The 18,538-nt window shown below is 72.3% G+C and carries 14 protein-coding genes; 8 read left to right on the forward strand and 6 right to left on the reverse strand.

What is annotated here, in order from left to right; all coding sequences use genetic code 11:
- Positions 1-85 precede the first annotated feature (85 nt).
- The gene (locus tag ABZ565_RS34425) at positions 86-880 is read left to right on the forward strand and encodes a carbon-nitrogen family hydrolase (RefSeq protein ID WP_361036021.1); all 795 of its coding nucleotides are present in this window, start codon (positions 86-88) and stop codon (positions 878-880) included.
- A 64-nt stretch (positions 881-944) separates the two neighbouring features.
- Here the strand turns inward: ABZ565_RS34425 and ABZ565_RS34430 are convergent, their stop codons facing one another.
- Positions 945-1,436, reverse strand: a complete 492-nt coding sequence (locus ABZ565_RS34430; RefSeq protein WP_361036024.1) for an LURP-one-related family protein — start codon at positions 1,434-1,436, stop codon at positions 945-947.
- Between the two features lie 64 nt (positions 1,437-1,500).
- On the opposite strand from ABZ565_RS34430, the gene ABZ565_RS34435 reads away from it, so the two are divergent.
- The gene (locus ABZ565_RS34435) at positions 1,501-3,330 is read left to right on the forward strand and encodes an NHL domain-containing thioredoxin family protein (protein WP_361036028.1); all 1,830 of its coding nucleotides are present in this window, start codon (positions 1,501-1,503) and stop codon (positions 3,328-3,330) included.
- Positions 3,331-3,340: 10 nt separating this feature from the next.
- Here the strand turns inward: ABZ565_RS34435 and ABZ565_RS34440 are convergent, their stop codons facing one another.
- From ABZ565_RS34440 to ABZ565_RS34455, 4 genes are all read right to left on the reverse strand, one after another.
- Complete coding sequence (locus ABZ565_RS34440; RefSeq protein WP_361036031.1) at positions 3,341-6,262, reverse strand: BTAD domain-containing putative transcriptional regulator; 2,922 nt, start codon at positions 6,260-6,262, stop codon at positions 3,341-3,343.
- A gap of 111 nt (positions 6,263-6,373) precedes the next feature.
- Positions 6,374-6,592: a DUF6458 family protein gene (locus ABZ565_RS34445; RefSeq protein ID WP_164402150.1), complete on the reverse strand. Its 219-nt coding sequence runs from the start codon at positions 6,590-6,592 to the stop codon at positions 6,374-6,376.
- Positions 6,593-6,705: 113 nt separating this feature from the next.
- Positions 6,706-8,004, reverse strand: coding sequence for a M18 family aminopeptidase (locus tag ABZ565_RS34450; protein WP_361036034.1), 1,299 nt, complete (start codon positions 8,002-8,004; stop codon positions 6,706-6,708).
- A gap of 128 nt (positions 8,005-8,132) precedes the next feature.
- Positions 8,133-9,959: an acyl-CoA dehydrogenase gene (locus ABZ565_RS34455; protein WP_361036037.1), complete on the reverse strand. Its 1,827-nt coding sequence runs from the start codon at positions 9,957-9,959 to the stop codon at positions 8,133-8,135.
- A 148-nt stretch (positions 9,960-10,107) separates the two neighbouring features.
- Between ABZ565_RS34455 and ABZ565_RS34460 the strand changes: the two genes are divergently transcribed.
- From ABZ565_RS34460 to ABZ565_RS34470, 3 genes are all read left to right on the forward strand, one after another.
- Positions 10,108-10,548 carry an SseB family protein gene (locus tag ABZ565_RS34460; RefSeq protein WP_361036040.1) on the forward strand — a complete coding sequence of 147 codons (441 nt, stop codon included), beginning with the start codon at positions 10,108-10,110 and terminating at the stop codon, positions 10,546-10,548.
- 155 nt (positions 10,549-10,703) lie between these two features.
- Positions 10,704-11,660, forward strand: coding sequence for a pirin family protein (locus tag ABZ565_RS34465; RefSeq protein ID WP_361036043.1), 957 nt, complete (start codon positions 10,704-10,706; stop codon positions 11,658-11,660).
- Positions 11,661-11,756: 96 nt separating this feature from the next.
- On the forward strand, positions 11,757-12,818 hold the full coding sequence (locus tag ABZ565_RS34470) for an AI-2E family transporter (RefSeq protein WP_361036045.1): 1,062 nt from the start codon (positions 11,757-11,759) through the stop codon (positions 12,816-12,818).
- A 10-nt stretch (positions 12,819-12,828) separates the two neighbouring features.
- Here the strand turns inward: ABZ565_RS34470 and ABZ565_RS34475 are convergent, their stop codons facing one another.
- Positions 12,829-14,943 carry a SpoIIE family protein phosphatase gene (locus ABZ565_RS34475; RefSeq protein ID WP_361036048.1) on the reverse strand — a complete coding sequence of 705 codons (2,115 nt, stop codon included), beginning with the start codon at positions 14,941-14,943 and terminating at the stop codon, positions 12,829-12,831.
- A 151-nt stretch (positions 14,944-15,094) separates the two neighbouring features.
- On the opposite strand from ABZ565_RS34475, the gene aspS reads away from it, so the two are divergent.
- From aspS to ABZ565_RS34490, 3 genes are all read left to right on the forward strand, one after another.
- Positions 15,095-16,876, forward strand: a complete 1,782-nt coding sequence (gene aspS / locus ABZ565_RS34480) for an aspartate--tRNA ligase (protein ID WP_361036051.1) — start codon at positions 15,095-15,097, stop codon at positions 16,874-16,876.
- Between the two features lie 217 nt (positions 16,877-17,093).
- Complete coding sequence (locus ABZ565_RS34485) at positions 17,094-17,936, forward strand: L,D-transpeptidase family protein (RefSeq protein ID WP_361036054.1); 843 nt, start codon at positions 17,094-17,096, stop codon at positions 17,934-17,936.
- Between the two features lie 99 nt (positions 17,937-18,035).
- The coding region (locus tag ABZ565_RS34490; RefSeq protein WP_361036057.1) for a response regulator transcription factor at positions 18,036-18,538 on the forward strand (503 nt) is incomplete at its 3' end.

Genomic DNA, 18,538 nt, shown 5'->3' on the forward strand with positions numbered 1-18,538 from the left:
ACGCTGCGAGCAGGCACCCCGGCAGTGCTTTCGTGTGACGATCGTAGGCCGGTGTTGACGGCTCGAATGCCAGGACGGTGGTAGTGTGCGCGCCTCCCTCATCCAGATCGCAGTAGACCCGGACGAACCGGCGGATTCCCGCAGGGAACGCGCCGCTGCCCTGGTCGCCTTGCAGCGGGGCGCGGACCTGGTGGTCCTCCCCGAACTGTGGCCGGTCGGAGCCTTCGCCCACACCGCCTTCGAGGACGAGGCCGAGCCGCTGACGGGCCCCACGCACCAGGTGATGGCCAAGGCCGCCGCCGAGGCCGGGGTCTGGCTGCACGCGGGCTCCTTCGTCGAACGGGACGAGGACGGCGCCCTCTACAACACCACGCTCGTCTTCTCCCCCGAGGGCGAGCGGGCCGCCGCCTACCGCAAGATCCACCGCTTCGGCTTCGACCAGGGCGAGGCGGTCATGATGGGCGCCGGCGCGGACCTGGTCACCGTCCCCCTCCCGGAGACCACGCTCGGCCTGGCCACCTGCTACGACCTCCGCTTCCCGGAGCTCTTCCGGGGCCTGGTCGACGCCGGCGCCGAAACCCTGGTCGTCGCGGCCGGCTGGCCGGAGCGCCGCCGCGCCCATTGGACCCTGCTCGCGCAGGCCCGCGCCGTCGAGAACCAGGCGTACGTCCTCGCCGTCGGCTCCGCCGGCACCCACGCGGGCATCCAGCAGGCCGGCCACTCCCTCGCCGTGGACCCCTGGGGCGAGGTGCTCGCGGAGGCGGGCGCCGACGAGGAGGTACTGACCGTCGAGCTCGACCCGGCCAAGGTCGCCGCGACCCGGGAGCAGTTCCCGGCCCTGAAGGACCGGAGACTGGGTCTGGCCGCGCCGACGGCCTGACGCGCGAAGGGCCCCGTCGCACGGTTTCACGTGAAACAGGGACCTTCGAGCGCGGGGCGTGCGGTCAGTCCTCGTGCTCCTTCTCCGCGAGCACGATCACGCATACCGCCACCGCGATGAGCAGCCCCGCGTCCGCGTCCTCGCGGACGATGTCGATGCCGTACGTGTCGCGGACGGTCAGCCAGCGGCGGGAGATCTGGGCCAGGAGTTCGCCGTCGTAGTCCACCGCGAACTCGCGGTCCAGGATCTTGCCGCTGACGTCGAGCTCCGTGCCGTCCGCGAGGGTCACGCGGTAGTGGTTGCGGAGCAGGGACAGCCGCTTGCGCTTGACCTTCGCGAGCTGTTCGCCGTCCCGCTCGATCAGCATCGTGTCGCGCAGACTCAGGAGCTTCTGGCGGATCTCCACGAGGATCCGGCCCTGCGCGTCCTTCAGCTCGAAGGTGTCGCGCACCCGCATGGCCTTGCCGTCGACCAGGAAGACCTTGCGGCCCTCGGTGTCCTCGATCCAGTAGTCGTCACCGATGCCGAACAGGCGCTCACGCACGAGAAGTCTCATGGCTCACAGGTTCCCCGAGCCACCTGCGGAATGCGGGGACGCCACGGTGATGTTGACTGGTCTCATGGCAACACGTGCACGCGTCAGGGCCCCCGAACTCGTCGGCAAGGGCGGCTGGCTCAATACAGGCGACCGGCAGTACACCCTCGCTGACCTGCGAGGACGCATCGTCATCCTCGACTTCTGGACCTTCTGCTGTGTGAACTGCCTGCATGTTCTCGACGAGCTGCGCGAGCTGGAGGAGAAGCACCGCGACACCGTCGTGATCATCGGTGTGCACTCGCCGAAATTCGTGCACGAGGCGGAGCACCAGGCCGTCGTGGACGCAGTCGAGCGGTACGGGGTCCACCACCCGGTCCTCGACGACCCGGAGCTGGCCACCTGGAAGCAGTACGCCGTGCGCGCCTGGCCCACGCTCGTCGTCATCGACCCCGAGGGCTATGTCGTCGCCCAGCACGCCGGCGAGGGCCACGCCCACGCCATCGAGAAGCTGGTCGAGGAGCTGGAGACGGAGCACGCGGCGAAGGGCACTTTGCGGCGCGGGGACGGGCCGTACGTGGCGCCGGAGCCGGTGGCCACGCATCTGCGGTTCCCCGGCAAGGCCCTGCTGCTCGCGGACGGCGGCTTCCTGGTCTCCGACACCACCCGGCACCGGCTGGTCGAGCTGGACCAGGACGGCGAGACCGTGCGCCGGCACTTCGGGACGGGCGACCGCGGCTTCGCGGACGGCGGGCCCGACCAGGTCCGGTTCAGTGAGCCGCAGGGGCTCGCCCTGCTGCCCGACGGGCGGATCGCGGTCGCCGACACCGTCAACCACGCCGTCCGCGCCCTCGACCTCGCGACCGGCGGGACGACCACCCTCGCCGGCACCGGCCGCCAGTGGTGGCAGGGGGCGCCCACCAGCGGCCCGGCCCGCGAGGTGGACCTCTCCTCGCCGTGGGACGTCGCCTGGTTCGGCGGCCGGCTCTGGATCGCCATGGCCGGTGTGCACCAGCTGTGGACGTACGACCCCGAGGACGGCACCGTACGGGTCGCCGCCGGGACCACCAACGAGGGCTTGGCCGACGGGCCCGGCGCGGAGGCGTGGTTCGCCCAGCCGTCCGGGCTGGCGGCGACCGAGGAGCGGCTGTGGGTCGCCGACTCGGAGACGTCCGCGCTGCGCTGGGTCGACCGCGAGGGCGCCGTGCACACCGCTGTCGGCACCGGCCTCTTCGACTTCGGCCACCGGGACGGGGCCGCCGAGCAGGCCCTGCTCCAGCACCCGCTCGGCGTGACCGCCCTGCCCGACGGGTCCGTGGCCGTCTGCGACACGTACAACCACGCCCTGCGCCGCTACGACCCGGCGAGCGGTGAGGTCACCACCCTGGCCACGGACCTGCGGGAGCCCAGCGACGCCGTGCTGGTGGACGGCGACCTCGTCGTCGTGGAGTCCGCCCGGCACCGGCTGACCCGGCTGCGGCTGCCGGAGGAGGCGGTACGCGTCGCCGACCGGGCGCACCGCACGCAGCGGGCCGCCACCGAGGTCGCCCCCGGCGCGCTCCGGCTCGACGTCGTCTTCCAGGCCCCGGCCGGGCAGAAGCTGGACACCCGGTACGGTCCTTCGACGCGGCTGCTGGTCTCCTCGACCCCGCCCGGGCTGCTGGCCGGGGGCGAGGGCGCGGGCACCGACCTCTTCCGCGATCTCGTCCTCGCGGACGGCGTCACCGAGGGCGTCCTGCACGTCTCCGCGATGGCCGCGTCCTGCGACGACGACCCCGCCAACGAGTACCCGGCCTGCCACGTCCACCAGCAGGACTGGGGCGTCCCGGTCCGCGTCACGGAGGGCGGAGCGGCCCGGCTGCCGCTGGTGCTCGCGGGGATGGACGAGGAGGGGAACACCGCCGCGTCGGCGTGAGCCGTCCGCCTCAGCCGTCCGCCGTCAGGCGGCGGGCCGCCTCGGTGTGACGGCGTACGTGCTCCGGGCTCGCCGCCACCCGTAGCAGCGCCTCCAGGGCCCGGAGCGCGCCCTCGTCGTAGCCGGCGCGCTCCGCCTCGGTGGCCGCCTCGTCCAGGAGCCGGACGCCCTCCTCCTCCGCGCCCAGGGCGAGGTGGGCCTCGCCGCTGACGGACAGCAGCAGCACCCGGCGGGCCGCCTCCTCGTGCTCGGGGCCCAGGTCGAAGGCGGTCCGGGCGGAGTCCAGGGCGTCCTGCGGGCGGCCCGCCATGAGCTGCATCCGGGCCAGGTGCTGGAGCGCGAGCATCTCCGTGTGCGCGTCGGGCTCCTCCCGGGCCAGACCGAGGGCCCGCTCGCAGCCCTCCATCGCCAGGTCCAGGCCGCCCTGCCCGGCCTGCACGATGGCCAGGTTGATGAGCGCCGTCGCCTCGCCGAGCCGGTCCCCCGCCTGCCGGGCGAGTCCGGGCGAGGGCTCCAGGGTGGCGACGGCCTCACCGGTCCTGCCCTCCTCCGTCAGCACCCAGCCGAGCAGATTGCGGACCCGGGACTCGGCGTACGGGTCTTCGAGGGCGACGGCCGCCGCGAGGGCCAGCTCCAGCATCGGGGCCCAGCCGTCCCGCACCCGCCACACCACGTGCGGCCACTGGAGCAGGATGATCCGCCACGCCCGGTCGTCGAGCCCGGCGGCCCGGGCCGCGGCGGCCGCCAGGGTCAGGTCCTCGCGCTCGGCGGCCAGCCAGCTCATCGCCTCCGCCCGGTCGGTGAAGTCCCGGGTCGCGGCGGGCGCGCGGAAGCCGTCGGGCAGCACGAAGCAGGGCTCGCCGCCCGGTTCCGCCGTGTCGGCGGCGGCGAGCGCGGTGGCGATGTAGTGGTCCAGCACGCCGATGAGCGCCTCCGGCGCCGCCGCCGGGTCGAGCGCCCGCGCGTACAGCCGCACCAGGTCGTGGAGGATCCAGCGTCCGGGGCCCGCCTCCGTGACCAGATGGGCGGCGGCGAGCCGTTCCAGCGCCGCCCCGGCGGTGACCGGGTCGCTGCCGGCGAGCGCGGCGGCGGTGTACGGGTCGAAGTGGCCGCCCGGGTGGTGGCCGAGCCGGCCGAGGTGGTGGACGGCGTCCGGCGGCAGCTGCTGCACGGTGAGCCGCAGGGCGGCGGACACGCCGGTGTCCTCCACGTCCAGATAGGACAGCCGGCTGCGCTCGTCCGCGAGTTCGTCGGCCATGGCGGCCAGCGTCCACCGCGGGCGGGCCGCCAGCCGGGCCGCCGTCACCCGCAGCGCGAGGGGCAGTCCGCCGCAGAGCTCGGCGAGCCGCCGGGCCGCCACCGGTTCCGCGAGGACCCGCTCCTCACCGAGCACCCCGGCCAGCAGCGCGGTGCCGTCCGGCGGTTCGAGTATGTCCACCGGGACCGGCACGGCGGCGTCCGAGGCGATCAGTCCGCCGAGCCGGTGCCGGCTGGTGACCAGCGTGACGCAGTCCGCGCCACCCGGCAGCAACGGCCTGACCTGCGCGGAGTCGCGGGCGTTGTCCAGCACGACGAGGAGGCTGAGCCGGTCGGTGAGCGAGCGGAACAGGGCCGCCGCGCCGGCCACGGACTCCGGCACCCGGCGGGGCGCGACGCCGAGCGCGAGCAGGAACTCCCGCAGCACTTCGAGCGGGGTCGGCTCGGCGGCCTCCCCGAAGCCGCGCAGATCCGCGAAGAGCCGCCCGTCCGGGAAGGCGGCGGGGGACCGGCGCGCCCAGTGCAGCGCCAGCGCGGTCTTGCCGACCCCGGCCGGCCCGGTGACCAGACACACGGGCGCCTCCCCGGCCGCCGCCCGCGACAACGCGGTCAGCTCGGCTCCCCGCCCGTGGAACCCGCGCGGCGCGCGCGGCAGCAGATCAGCGGATACGCCTCCGGCGGTGTACGGGGAGGGCGACAGGTGCGCCGGCAGAACGGCCTGCGCGGCGCCGGGCCCGCTGTGGGCGGACGTGGCGGCGAGCAGCGGCGAACCCGTCTGCGGCGCGCCGTTCCCGCCGTGCGGAGGCCGGCTGTTCTGCGGCCCGGCGGGCCCGTTGTTGGTGGAGGCGGCGCCGGGCAGCGGCGAACCGTCCTGCGGTGCGCTGGGGCTCCCGGCCCCGGCGGCGTGCCCAGGAGCGACGGGCCCGCCGGACCCGCCCTCCCCGCGCAGGATGCGCGCGTACGCGTCCGCCAGCTCGCGGCCCGGGTCGATGCCCAGGTCGTCCGCGAGCAGGCGGCGTGTGCGGTGGAAGCAGTCCAGGGCCTCGGACTGGCGGCCCGAGCGGTAGAGGGCGGTCATCAGGGCCGCCGCCAGGGATTCGCGCATGGGATGGGCGACGGCCTCCGCGCGGAGGACCGCCGCCGCGCGGTGGTGTTCGCCCAGCTCCCCGTAGGCGCGGGCCAGGTGTTCGACCGTCGAGAGGCGGGACTCCTCCAGCGCGTGGGCGGCCGCCTGGAGCGGGGCGCTCGCGAAGGTGCCGGTGAGGGCGGGGCCCTGCCAGAGCGACAGGGCCTCCTTCAGCATCAGCACCGTGTCGGCGGGGCCCCGCTGCTCGCGGGCCAGCATCAGCAGTTCCTCGAACCGCTGGGAGTCCAGCAGGGTTTCGGGCGCCCTGAGCACATACGCGTCGCCGAGCGTCGCCAGCTCGACCCCGTACGCCTGCGCGTCCGCGCCGACCAGCAGGGCGCGCAGCCGGGACACATGGCCCTGGATGACCGTGCGGGCGTGGAGCGGAGGCTCCTCGTCCCACAGACAGTCGGTCAGCCGTGCCATGGACACGGGGGTGTTGGCGTGCAGCAGCAGGGCGGCGAGCAGGCTGCGACGCTTGGCGGGGCCGAGGGGCAGCGGCCCGGTCAGCGTGTCGACACAGACGGTGCCGAGCAGCCGGAACTCCACGAGCGGCTCCCCTTCCGGGTCTGACGCGCCCGGTTCCGGGTCACGGACAAGTGCCCAGAATATCGGGGATTCCGCCGTGGTGTTCGGGGGGTGTGGCCGGATCGCCCCCGGTCACAGGTGCCGTTCGTCGTCGCTGACGACCGTCGTGGTGGGCGGCACGACCATGCGGCGACGCCGGATGACGCTCGCGTAGACGAAGACGCCGATGACGCCGACGATCATCATGATCCAGCCGACCAGATCGACATTGACGGTATCCAGCTGCCAGTCGGTCGCGAAGGCCAGGATCGCCCCAGCGCCGATGAGGAGAATGCATCCGCCGAGTCCCATGAGTTCCGCCTCCCAGGCGGCCCGGGACCTCCGGGCCGTGTACGGAGCGCGTACCCGGCCCGGCAACGTGCATGCCTGGGCGAGAGGTTGGCACGGGCTCCCGCCCCGGGCGGTCAGCCCGCCAGGAACGCGGCCAGCGCGTTCGCGAGGAGGTACGGGTCGTCCGCGCCGCACAGTTCACGGGCGCTGTGCATGGACAGGATGGCCACGCCGATGTCGACGGTCCTGATGCCGTGCCGGGCGGCGGTGATCGGGCCGATCGTCGTGCCGCAGGGCATCGCGTTGTTGGAGACGAACGTCTGCCACGGCACGCCCGCCTTCTCGCAGGCCGCGGCGAACACGGACCGGCCGCCGCCGTCGGTGGCGTACCGCATGTTGACGTTGACCTTCAGGATCGGCCCGCCGTTGACGACCGGGTGGTGCGTGGGGTCGTGGCGCTCCGCGTAGTTCGGGTGGATCGCGTGGCCGGTGTCGGAGGAGAGGCAGACCGTGCCGGCGAAGGCGCGGGCGCGGTCCTCGTAACCGCCGCCGCGGGCGAAGACCGAGCGTTCCAGGACCGTGCCGAGCAGCGGCCCGTCCGCGCCGGTGTCCGACTGCGAGCCGTTCTCCTCGTGGTCGAAGGCGGCCATCACCGGGATGTACGGCAGCTCGGAGTCGGGCTGCCCGGCGACGGCGGCCAGCGCGGCGGTGGCCGCGTGCACCGAGAGCAGGTTGTCCATGCGCGGCCCGGCCAGCAGCTCGCGGTCGCGGCCCAGGTAGGCCGGCGGCTCGACGGGGTGCGGCATCAGGTCCCAGCCGGTGATGTCCTCGGCGTCGACGCCCGCCTCCTCGGCGACGAACCGGATGAGGTCGCCCTCCTCGACGTCCCCGAGCCCCCAGATCGGCTGCATGTGCTTCTGCCGGTCCAGCTTGAGCCCGTCGGTGTTGGCCGACCGGTCCAGGTGCACGGCGAGCTGCGGTACGCGCAGCAGCGGGCGGTCGACCGAGACGAGCCGGTCGCTGCCGTCGCGCAGCGAGATCCGGCCGGCGAGGCCGAGGTCGCGGTCCAGCCAGGTGTTGAGCAGGGTGCCGCCGTACACCTCCACGGCGACCTGGCGCCAGCCGTACGCGCCGGTGTCGGGCAGCGGCTTGACCCGCAGGTTCGGCGAGTCGGTGTGCGCGCCGGCGATCCGGAACGGGGTGTGCGCCCCGGCGCCCTCCGGCACGTACCAGGCGACGATCGCGCCACCGCGCAGGACGTACTTGCCGCCGGTGGTCCCGTCCCAGGCCGCGGTCTCCTCCACCTGCCGGAATCCGGCCTTCTCCAGCCGGGCGGCGGCGGTGGCCACGGCGTGGTACGGGGAGGGTGAGGCCATCAGGAAGGCCATCAGATCGTCGGTGTGCCCGCGGTCGAAGCGGAGGGAGGAACTCATGTTCTTCACTGTAGCCAGACGTGGCCGAAAGGATTCCCTGTCGCCCCTCGGTCCTCATGCCCATCATGCGGCCGCCGCCCCCGGAGACGGATCGGGGGGCGGCGGCCGGTGAACGTGCGGGACGGTTTCTAGAAGGCCGCCTCGTCCAGCTCCATCAGGGAGTTGTCGACGGACTCGGCGAGAGCGCGCTCGGCACCGACGCCCGGGAGGATGTTCGCGGCGAAGAACTTCGCGGCGGCGATCTTGCCCCGGTAGAAGGGGACGTCCTTCGCGGAGGCCGTCGGCAGCTTCTCGGCGGCCACGGCCGCGCCCTTGAGCAGCAGGTAACCGACGACGACATCGCCGGAGGCCAGCAGCAGGCGGGTGGTGTTGAGGCCCACCTTGTAGATGTTCTTGACGTCCTCGCCGGTCGCGGTGAGGTCGGTGATCATCGTGCCGACGATCGCCTCCAGGTCCACGGCGGCCTTCGCGAGGCTGTCCAGCGCGCCGGACAGCTCCTCGTTGTCCTGGGCCTCCGCGAGGAACTTCTTGATCTCCTCGGAGAGCGCGTTGAGCGAGGCGCCCTGGTCGCGGACGATCTTCCGGAAGAAGAAGTCCTGGCCCTGGATGGCCGTGGTGCCCTCGTACAGGGTGTCGATCTTGGCGTCGCGGATGTACTGCTCGACCGGGTACTCCTGGAGGTACCCGGAGCCGCCGAACGTCTGGAGCGACTGCGCCAGCTGCTCGTACGACTTCTCGGAGCCGTAGCCCTTGACGATCGGGAGGAGCAGGTCGTTGAGGCCGTGCAGCGCCTTGGCGTCCTCGCCCGCGGCCTCCTTCCCCTGGATCGCGTCCTGGACGGAGGCGGTGTAGAGGACGAGGGCGCGCATGCCCTCCGCGTACGCCTTCTGCGTCATCAGCGAGCGGCGCACGTCGGGGTGGTGCGTGATGGTGACCTTCGGCGCGGCCTTGTCCATGAACTGCGACAGGTCGGTGCCCTGGACGCGCTCCTTGGCGTACTCCAGCGCGTTCAGGTAGCCCGTGGAGAGCGTGGCGATGGCCTTCGTGCCGACCATCATGCGCGCGAACTCGATGATGCGGAACATCTGGCGGATGCCGTCGTGCTTGTCGCCGATGAGCCAGCCCTTGGCGGGGTGGCGGTCGCCGAACGTCATCTCGCAGGTGTTGGACGCCTTGAGGCCCATCTTGTGCTCGACGTTCGTCGCGTACACGCCGTTGCGCTCGCCCAGTTCACCGGTGGTCCAGTCGAAGTGGTACTTCGGGACCAGGAAGAGGGAGAGGCCCTTGGTGCCCGGGCCCGCGCCCTCGGGGCGCGCCAGCACGTAGTGGAGGATGTTCTCCGACATGTCGTGCTCGCCCGAGGTGATGAAGCGCTTCACGCCCTCGATGTGCCAGGAGCCGTCCTCCTGCTCGACGGCCTTCGTGCGGCCGGCGCCGACGTCGGAGCCGGCGTCCGGCTCGGTCAGCACCATCGTCGAGCCCCACTGCTTCTCGACGGCGATCTCGGCGATCTTCTTCTGCGCCTCGTTGCCCTCCTCGAAGAGGATGCCGGCGAACGCCGGGCCCGAGGAGTACATCCAGACGGCCGGGTTGGAGCCGAGCAGCAGCTCCGCGTAACCCCAGATCAGGGAGCGGGGCGAGGTGGTGCCGCCGATCTCCTCGGGCAGGCCCAGGCGCCAGTACTCGGAGTCCATGAACGCCTGGTACGACTTCTTGAACGTGTCGGGGACCGGCGCGGTGTTGGTCTCGGGGTCGAAGACCGGCGGGTTGCGGTCGGCGTCCGCGTAGGAGTCGGCGAGCTCGTTCTCGGCGAGGCGGGCGACCTCGTCGAGGATGCTCTTCGCCGTGTCGACGTCCATCTCCGTGAACGGTCCGGTGCCGTACAGCTTGTCGCGCCCGAGGACCTCGAAGAGGTTGAACTCGATGTCGCGGAGATTCGACTTGTAGTGCCCCATGGGAAGGCTCCGTAATCAATAGCAGTGGCGCGCAGCGCCCCGTGGAGGGGTGGCCCGGACATATCAGGTGACCTCTACGATGATGCTACCCGTCAGTAATAAGACGCAACCCCCTGAGCCCCGGATGTGGCCGATTACTCTTTGACCCATGTACGGCTACGACCAGAACCAGGGCGCGCAGCAGCCGATGGGGGGCGGCTACGGCGAGCAGCCGCTGTACCCCGAGCCCTCGCCGCCGTCGCTGGGTGACGCGGTACGGGCCTTCACGACCGGCTCGCTGTCCGCCGAGGACTTCCAGCAGATCTTCGCGACCTCGAAGGTCTACTGCCCGCGGGGCGACAACCCCGGCTTCCTCGCGCTGCACAACACCCAGCAGCCCGTGATCCCGATGTTCACCACGCTCAAGGAGCTGCGGCTGTACGCGGGCAAGGACTCCAAGTACTTCGTGATCACCGGCGCCGAGGTGATCGACCTGCTGCCCACCGGCTACGGCTTCGTCCTGGACATGGAGGGCGAGCACCGCATGGTCTTCGACGCCAAGGCCGTCGAGCAGATGGTCGACTTCGCGATGCGCCGCATGTACGGCTGATCCACCGGCCCGAGGCTTCCCGGAAGGGGCCCGTACCGCTCTCGGTACGGGCCCCTTTCGGCTGTCCGGGGACGCACGGGAATGCGTGGCGCCTTGCAGGATGTTCACCATTCAACTAAATTGAAGGCAGAACAGTCCCCCCGGAGGTGGCTCCCATGCCCGCAGTGACCGTCGAGAACCCGCTGACCCTGCCCAAGGTGGCCGCTTCCGGCGACGCCGCGGCCCGCCCCGTGCTCGCCGTGACCACGGCGCCGAGCGGCTTCGAGGGCGAGGGCTTCCCCGTCCGCCGCGCCTTCGCGGGCATCAACTACAAGTACCTCGATCCGTTCATCATGATGGACCAGATGGGCGAGGTGGAGTACGCGGCGGGCGAGCCGAAGGGCACGCCCTGGCACCCGCACCGCGGCTTCGAGACCGTGACCTACCTGATCGACGGCAGCTTCATCCACCAGGACTCCCACGGCGGCGGCGGCACCATCGGCAACGGCGATACGCAATGGATGACAGCGGGTAGCGGCCTCTTGCACATCGAGGCGCCGCCGGAGTCCCTGGTCATGTCCGGCGGCCTCTTCCACGGCCTCCAGCTCTGGGTGAACCTTCCGAAGGCCGACAAGATGATGGCCCCGCGCTACCAGGACATCCGCGGCGGCCAGGTCCAGCTGCTCGCATCGCCGGACGGCGGCGCGCTGCTCCGCGTGATCGCCGGTGAGCTGGACGGCCACGAGGGCCCCGGCATCACGCACACCCCGATCACGATGATCCACGCCACCGTGCGCCCCGGCGCCGAGGTGACGCTGCCCTGGCGCGAGGACTTCAACGGCCTCGCGTACGTGCTCGCCGGGCGCGGCACCGCCGGTGCGGAGCGCCGCCCGGTGCACATGGGCCAGACCGCCGTCTTCGGCGCCGGCTCCTCGCTGACCGTGCGCGCCGACGAGAAGCAGGACGGGCACACCCCGGACCTGGAGGTCGTGCTGCTCGGCGGCCGCCCCATCCGCGAGCCGATGGCGCACTACGGGCCGTTCGTGATGAACAGCCAGGCCGAACTGAAGCAGGCGTTCGAGGACTTCCAGGCCGGCCGCCTCGGCACCGTGCCCGCCGTCCACGGCATGTGACCGGCGTCCCCGCCCCCGCCGCCGACGTGTGACGCTCCGTCACTCGTACGGCGGCGCGGGCGGGACACCGCTGCCGGGCCGTGATCGGCTGGCAGGGTGCAGACCCCGAAGCCACTCCTGCCCGACGGCGCCCGGCGGACCGCCGCCTGGTGCGGCGTCGTCCTGCTGGTCACCGGTGTCGCCGCCGTCGGCGTCTGGCTGTGCATCGTCCTCAAGACCGCCGTCACCCCGGTGCTGCTCGCGCTGCTCGGTACGGCGCTGCTCGGACCCGTCCACCGCCGGATGACCGCCCACGGGGTGAACCGCTCGGTGGCCGCCGCGGTCACCTGCGCGGTGCTGCTCGCCGTGGTCGGCGGCGCCGGTTACATCGTCGTCGCCGCGCTCGTCGAGACCGGTGACCAGATCGTCCAGTCGCTGAAGGACGCCGGGCAGTGGGTGGTCGACCACTTCCAGGTCGCGGACGACATCGACGTGAACGACCTGGAGACCAGTGGCCGCAAGCTGGTCGAGAAGTTCGGGGCGACCGCGGCGGGCGGGCTCCTCACCGGCATCAGCGTCGTCGGCTCCCTCGTCGCGACCAGCGTCCTGGCCCTGCTGCTGACCTTCTTCTTCCTGCGCGACGCGGACCGGGCCGCGAACCTCGCCCACACGATCGCCCCGCGCGGCACCGGCGACATGGTCGAGGCGATGGGCCGGCGGGCCTTCGAGGCCGTCGAGGGCTTCATGCGCGGCACGACGCTCATCGCCCTGATCGACGCCGTCTGCATCACGGTCGGGCTGCTGATCCTGCGGGTGCCGGGCGCGGTGGGGCTGGGCGCGCTGGTGCTCGTCGGCGCCTACATCCCGTACCTCGGCGCGTTCATCTCCGGTGCGGTCGCCGTCCTGGTGGCCCTCGCGGACCGGGGGTTCGCGATCGCGCTCTGGGCGCTCGGCGTGGTCCTCGCCGTCCAGGTGCTGGAGGGCCACGTCCTCCAGCCGATGATCCAGAGCCGTACGGTCCAGATGCACCCCGCGATGATCCTCATCGCCCTGACGGCGGGCGCGAGCGTCGCGGGCATCCTCGGAATGCTGCTCGCCGTCCCGCTCTGCGCGGCGGCCTTCGGCATCATCGGCGAACTCCGCAAGGGCGGTCGCGTCGCACCGGAGGAAGGCACCTGACAAAGCCCTACTAGTCCAGGTCCAGGTCGGGGAACGCCGGTTCCGGGTGCTCGGCCTCCTTCAGCTCGAACCAGATCGACTTGCCCGCCCCGCGCGGATCGACCCCCCACTTGTGCGCGAGCATCTCCATCAGCACCAGGCCCCGGCCGCTGGAGGCCATCTCGCCGGGCCGCCGCTTGTGCGGCAGTTCGTCGCTGCCGTCGGACACGTCGACGCGCAGACACCGTTCCCCCGGCGTCCCGGTCGCCTGGGCGACCATCAGCGCGTCCCCGTCCGTGTGCACCAGGACGTTCGTGGCGACCTCGGAGAGCAGCAGCACCGCCGCGTCGACCTGGTCGGGGTCCGCCCAGTCGTGCAGCAGCTCCCGCAGCAGCTGCCGGGCCGCCGAGATCCGCTCCGGTTCGGCCTGGGCGATGGACAGCGCGGTCCGCCGGGGCGCCGCCGGGGACGTGACGGTGCCCTCGCGGCGCAGCAGCAGGACCGCGACATCGTCCTCGCGCCGGTCCGCGAGCGGCCCGGTCGTGTAGTGCGAGCCGGGCCCGTGCACCGCCTGCACCAGCGCGTCCGCCAGCTTCTCCAGATCGCCGGTGTGCTGCTCCAGGATCGGCCGGAGCCGGACCCAGCCGGAGGCGAGGTCGTGGCCGCCGGTCTCGATCAGCCCGTCCGTGCAGAGCATGATCGTCTCCCCGGCCTCCAGGACGATCCGCGTCGTCGGATAGTCCGCGTCCGCCTCTACGCCCAGGGGCAGCCCGCCCTCGGTCTGCCGGACGACGGCGGTGCCGTCGGCGGTCATCACCACGGGGTCGGGGTGGCCGGCCCGTGCGATGTCCAGCACCCCGGTCTCCGGGTCGGCCTCCGCGTACAGGCAGGTCGCGAACCGCGCGGCCGTGGCCTCGTCGTCCTCGCCGGGGGCGGTGAGGCCGGAGAGGAAGCGCGAGGCGCGCGCCAGCACCGCGTCGGGGCGGTGCCCCTCGGAGGCGTACGCGCGCAGTGCGATCCGGAGCTGGCCCATGAGGCCCGCCGCCCGCACGTCGTGGCCCTGGACGTCGCCGATCACGAGGGCGATGCGCCCGCTGGGCAGCGGGATCAGGTCGTACCAGTCGCCGCCGACCTGGAGGCCGCCGCCGGTCGGCACGTAGCGCGCCGCCACGGTCATCCCGGGGATGTCCGGGCCGAGCGAGGGCATCATCGTGCGCTGGAGGCCCAGCGACAGTTCCCGCTCGGTGTCGGCGGCGCCCGCCCGGGCCAGCGCCTGGGCGAGCATCCGGGCCACGGTCGTCAGCACCGACCGCTCGTCCGGCGAGAACGCCACCGGGTGCCGGAAGCCGGCCATCCAGGTGCCTATCGTGCGGCCGGACACGATCAGCGGCAGGAAGGCCCAGGAGCGGCGTCCGAACCGCTGGGCCAGCGGCCAGGTGGCGGGGTAGCGGGCCCGGTAGTCCTCGGGCGTGGGCAGATAGATCGCCCGGCCCGTCCGGACGACCTCGGTGGCCGGGTAGTCCGTGTCCAGCGGCATGTCGGTGAAGGGCCCCTCGTCGCTGAGGGAGTGCCCGTGCTGTCCGACGACGGTCAGCCGCTCGCCCTCGACGCCGAAGACCGCGAGGCCGTCCGGCGAGAACCCGGGCATGGAGAGCGAGTAGGCGACCCGCAGCACCTCCGTGGTGGACCCGGCCTCCGCCAGGGCCCGCCCCGCGTCCAGCAGGAACGCCTCGCGGGAGCGCCGCCAGTCGCCGGTGATGGCGGTGTGCGTCCCGACGGTGCCCGGCGGGGGCTCGGCGACCTCCTGGAGCGTGCCGATGAGCACGTAGTCCTGGCGGCCCTCGCCGGCCGGGACCGGCTTGGAGCGGCTGCGCACGGTGCGCAGGACCCGGCCGCTGCCGTCCACGATGCGCAGCCGGGCCTCGGCCAGGGTGCCCTCGGCCACGGCGAGGCTGATCACCCCGGCGATCTCGTTCCAGTCGACGGGGTGGAAGCGGGAGCGGACCTCCGACTCGCGGAAGACGCCGGGCTCGGCGGGCAGCTCCAGCAGACGGGCGGCCTCCGCGTCCAGCGTGACCGTCCCGGCTCCGTTGTCCCAGCGCCACAGCCCGGTCGCGGTCGCGGCCAGCACGTCCTCGGTGCGCATTGCCCCACTTTAAACCGGCATGCGTGGGAAGGGCGCGGGTGCGGGGCTACGGACGATCTTGCTGCGGACAACGACATCGAAACGCTTGGGTCGCGGGCGGTAGCCTGGGAGAGCTGAATTTCCCCCAACCGCGAAGACTGGATGAACGACGATGCATCGGTACAGGTCCCACACCTGCGGCGAGCTCCGCGCCTCTGACGTCGGCACCGACGTCCGGCTGAGCGGCTGGCTGCACAATCGCCGAGACCTGGGCGGCATCCTCTTCATCGATCTGCGCGACCACTACGGTCTCGTGCAGCTCGTCGCCCGCCCCGGCACGCCGGGCAACGAGGCCCTGGCGAAGCTCACCAAGGAGACCGTCGTCCGGATCGACGGCAAGGTCTCCGCGCGCGGCGCCGAGAACGTCAACCCGGACCTGCCGACCGGTGAGATCGAGATCGAGGTCTCCGAGGTCGAGGTGCTGGGCGAGGCCGGCCCGCTGCCCTTCACGATCAACGCCGAGGACGGCGTGAACGAGGAGCGGCGCCTGGAGTACCGCTTCCTGGACCTGCGCCGCGAGCGCATGCACCGCAACATCATGCTGCGCTCCGCCGTGATCGCCTCGATCCGCTCCAAGATGGTCGCCCTCGGCTTCAACGAGATGGCGACGCCGATCCTCACCGCGACCTCCCCCGAGGGCGCCCGTGACTTCGTCGTCCCGTCCCGGCTCAACCCCGGCAAGTTCTACGCGCTGCCGCAGGCCCCGCAGCAGTTCAAGCAGCTGCTGATGATCTCCGGCTTCGACCGCTACTTCCAGATCGCGCCCTGCTTCCGCGACGAGGACGCCCGCGCCGACCGCTCGCCCGGCGAGTTCTACCAGCTCGACGTCGAGATGTCCTTCGTGGAGCAGGAGGACGTCTTCCGGCCGATCGAGAAGCTGATGACCGAGCTCTTCGAGGAGTTCGGCAACGGCCGCCACGTCACCTCGCCGTTCCCGCGCATCCCGTTCCGCGAGTCGATGCTGAAGTACGGCAACGACAAGCCGGACCTGCGCGCCAAGCTGGAGCTGGTCGACATCTCCGACGTCTTCGCGGACTCGGAGTTCAAGGCGTTCGCCGGCAAGCACGTCCGCGCCCTTCCGGTGCCGGACACGGCAGGTCAGTCCCGTAAGTTCTTCGACGGCCTCGGCGACTACGCCGTGCAGCACGGCGCCAAGGGCCTCGCCTGGGTCCGCGTCGGCGAGGACGGCACGCTGGCCGGTCCGATCGCCAAGTTCCTCACCGAGAACGACGTCAAGACGCTCACCGAGCGCCTCTCGCTCGTCCCGGGCCACGCCGTCTTCTTCGGCGCCGGCGAGTTCGACGAGGTCTCCAAGATCATGTCCGCCGTCCGTGTCGAGGCCGCCAAGCGGGCCGGCCACTTCGAGGAGGGCGTCTTCCGGTTCTGCTGGGTCGTCGACTTCCCGATGTACGAGAAGGACGAGGAGACCGGCAAGATCGACTTCTCCCACAACCCCTTCTCGATGCCCCAGGGCGGCCTGAAGGACCTGGAGGAGAAGGACCCGCTGGACATCCTCGCCTGGCAGTACGACATCGTCTGCAACGGCATCGAGCTGTCCTCCGGCGCCATCCGGAACCACGAGCCCGAGCTGATGATCAAGGCGTTCGAGATCGCCGGCTACGACCGCGAGACCGTGGAGCGCGAGTTCGCGGGCATGCTCAAGGCGTTCCGCCTCGGCGCCCCGCCGCACGGCGGCATCGCCCCGGGCGTCGACCGCATCGTGATGCTGCTCGCCGACGAGCCGAACATCCGCGAGACGATCGCCTTCCCGCTGAACGGCAACGCCCAGGACCTGATGATGGGCGCGCCCACCGTTCTGGAGGAGACCCGCCTCCGCGAGCTCAACATCCAGCTCCGCAAGCCGGCCGCGCCGGCGAAGGACGCGCAGAAGTAACCGCTCCTCGCGGTTTCACGTGAAACAGCCCTCGGCCGCCACTGGCCGGGGGCTGTTCGCGTGACCGGCGCCGAGGCACACCCGAGCGGTTCCGATTAAGCACAGGAATCACCTGAACGGCTACGGCCGGATGGACCCCGCACCGGATTGGGCGGCGACGTGGGCGGCAATGACTGGCTGGGCCGACACCGGCGCACCCACTGCTGAGGAGCCCTCCGTGCCCGTGCCCCCTTCGCGCGCACCCTTGCGTCTGCCGCACGTCGTCTGCTCCCTGGTCCTGCTCGCGCTGGTCGCCGGCTGCGGGGCGGGTGGCTTCGCCGGTACGGACATGAGCGGTGCCGCTACCGAGCAGGCACGGATCAGCGGCGTACCGGGACCGTCCGGGGCCACAACCTCCGCCGCCGGGGCGCTGTCGGGAGGGGTGTCGCCCGTGCCGTCGGCTCCGGCGGCCTCGCCGCAGCCCACGGAGCTTCCCGGCCTCGGGCCGAAGACCCGGGCGGCAGTCCCGGCCACGGCGCGGCAGGCGTTCGTGGTGACCGGGGACTCGGTGGACTCCAACCGGTCGACCGCCGTCCTCTACACCCGGGACGGGCCAGCCGGGCCGGGCTGGCGGGCCACACTGGGTCCCTGGCCCGCCCACAACGCCCTCAACGGCTGGACCGACGAGCACTGGCAGGGCGATCTGCGCTCACCCGTCGGAGTCTTCACGCTGACCGCGGCGGGCGGCCGCCTCGCACCCCCGGACACGGCGCTCCCCTACGACCTGAGCCCGGACTTCGCCGTGACGGGCGAGGGGTTCCACGGGGAGCCGCTGGAGGGCTCCTTCGACTACGTCGTCGCCATCGACTACAACCGGCTCCCCGGCACCTCTCCGCTCGACCACACCCGCCCCCTCGGCGAGGAGCGCGGCGGCGGGATCTGGGTGCACGTGGACCACGGGGGGCCGACCCAGGGCTGTGTCTCGGTCACCGAGGACCGGATGAAGGAACTGCTGGGCGCCCTCGACCCGGCCATGGAGCCGGTCATCGTGATGGGCGACGCGGAGTCGCTGGGCCGCTGAACCGCTCCGGCCGGAGAGCTTTGCGAAACCTCCCTTCCCGTATCAAGGACGCATCCTGGGAGGGAGTGGACACGCATGCACGAGGCGAGGGACATCACGATGCGGGTACTGGTCGCCGAGGACGAGGAGATCCTCGCGGAGCTGGTCGCCACCGGGCTGCGGCGGGCGGGCTTCGCCGTCGACACGGTGTACAGCGGTGATGCCGCCCAGGCGTACCTGGGGCTGCACGACTACGACGTGGTCGTCCTGGACCGCGATCTGCCCCGGGTGCACGGCGACGACGTGGCGCGCGGGCTCGTCGCCTCCGGCTCGCGGACCAGGATCCTGATGCTGACGGCCGCCGGCTCCATGGAGGACCGGGTCGCCGGGCTCGACCTGGGCGCCGACGACTACCTGGGCAAGCCGTTCGAGTTCCCCGAGCTGGTCTCGCGCGTACGCGCCCTGCGACGGCGCAGCGCCCGCCCCGTACCGCCGCAGCTGGAGCGGTACGGCATCCGGCTCGACACCGTACGGCGGTCGGCGACCCGGGACGGGCGGGACCTGGATCTGTCACCGAAGGAGTTCACCGTGCTCCAGCTGCTCCTGGAGGCCGACGGCGGGAC

Source organism: Streptomyces sp. NPDC016469 (genome assembly GCF_040632905.1).
Taxonomy (GTDB): domain Bacteria; phylum Actinomycetota; class Actinomycetes; order Streptomycetales; family Streptomycetaceae; genus Streptomyces.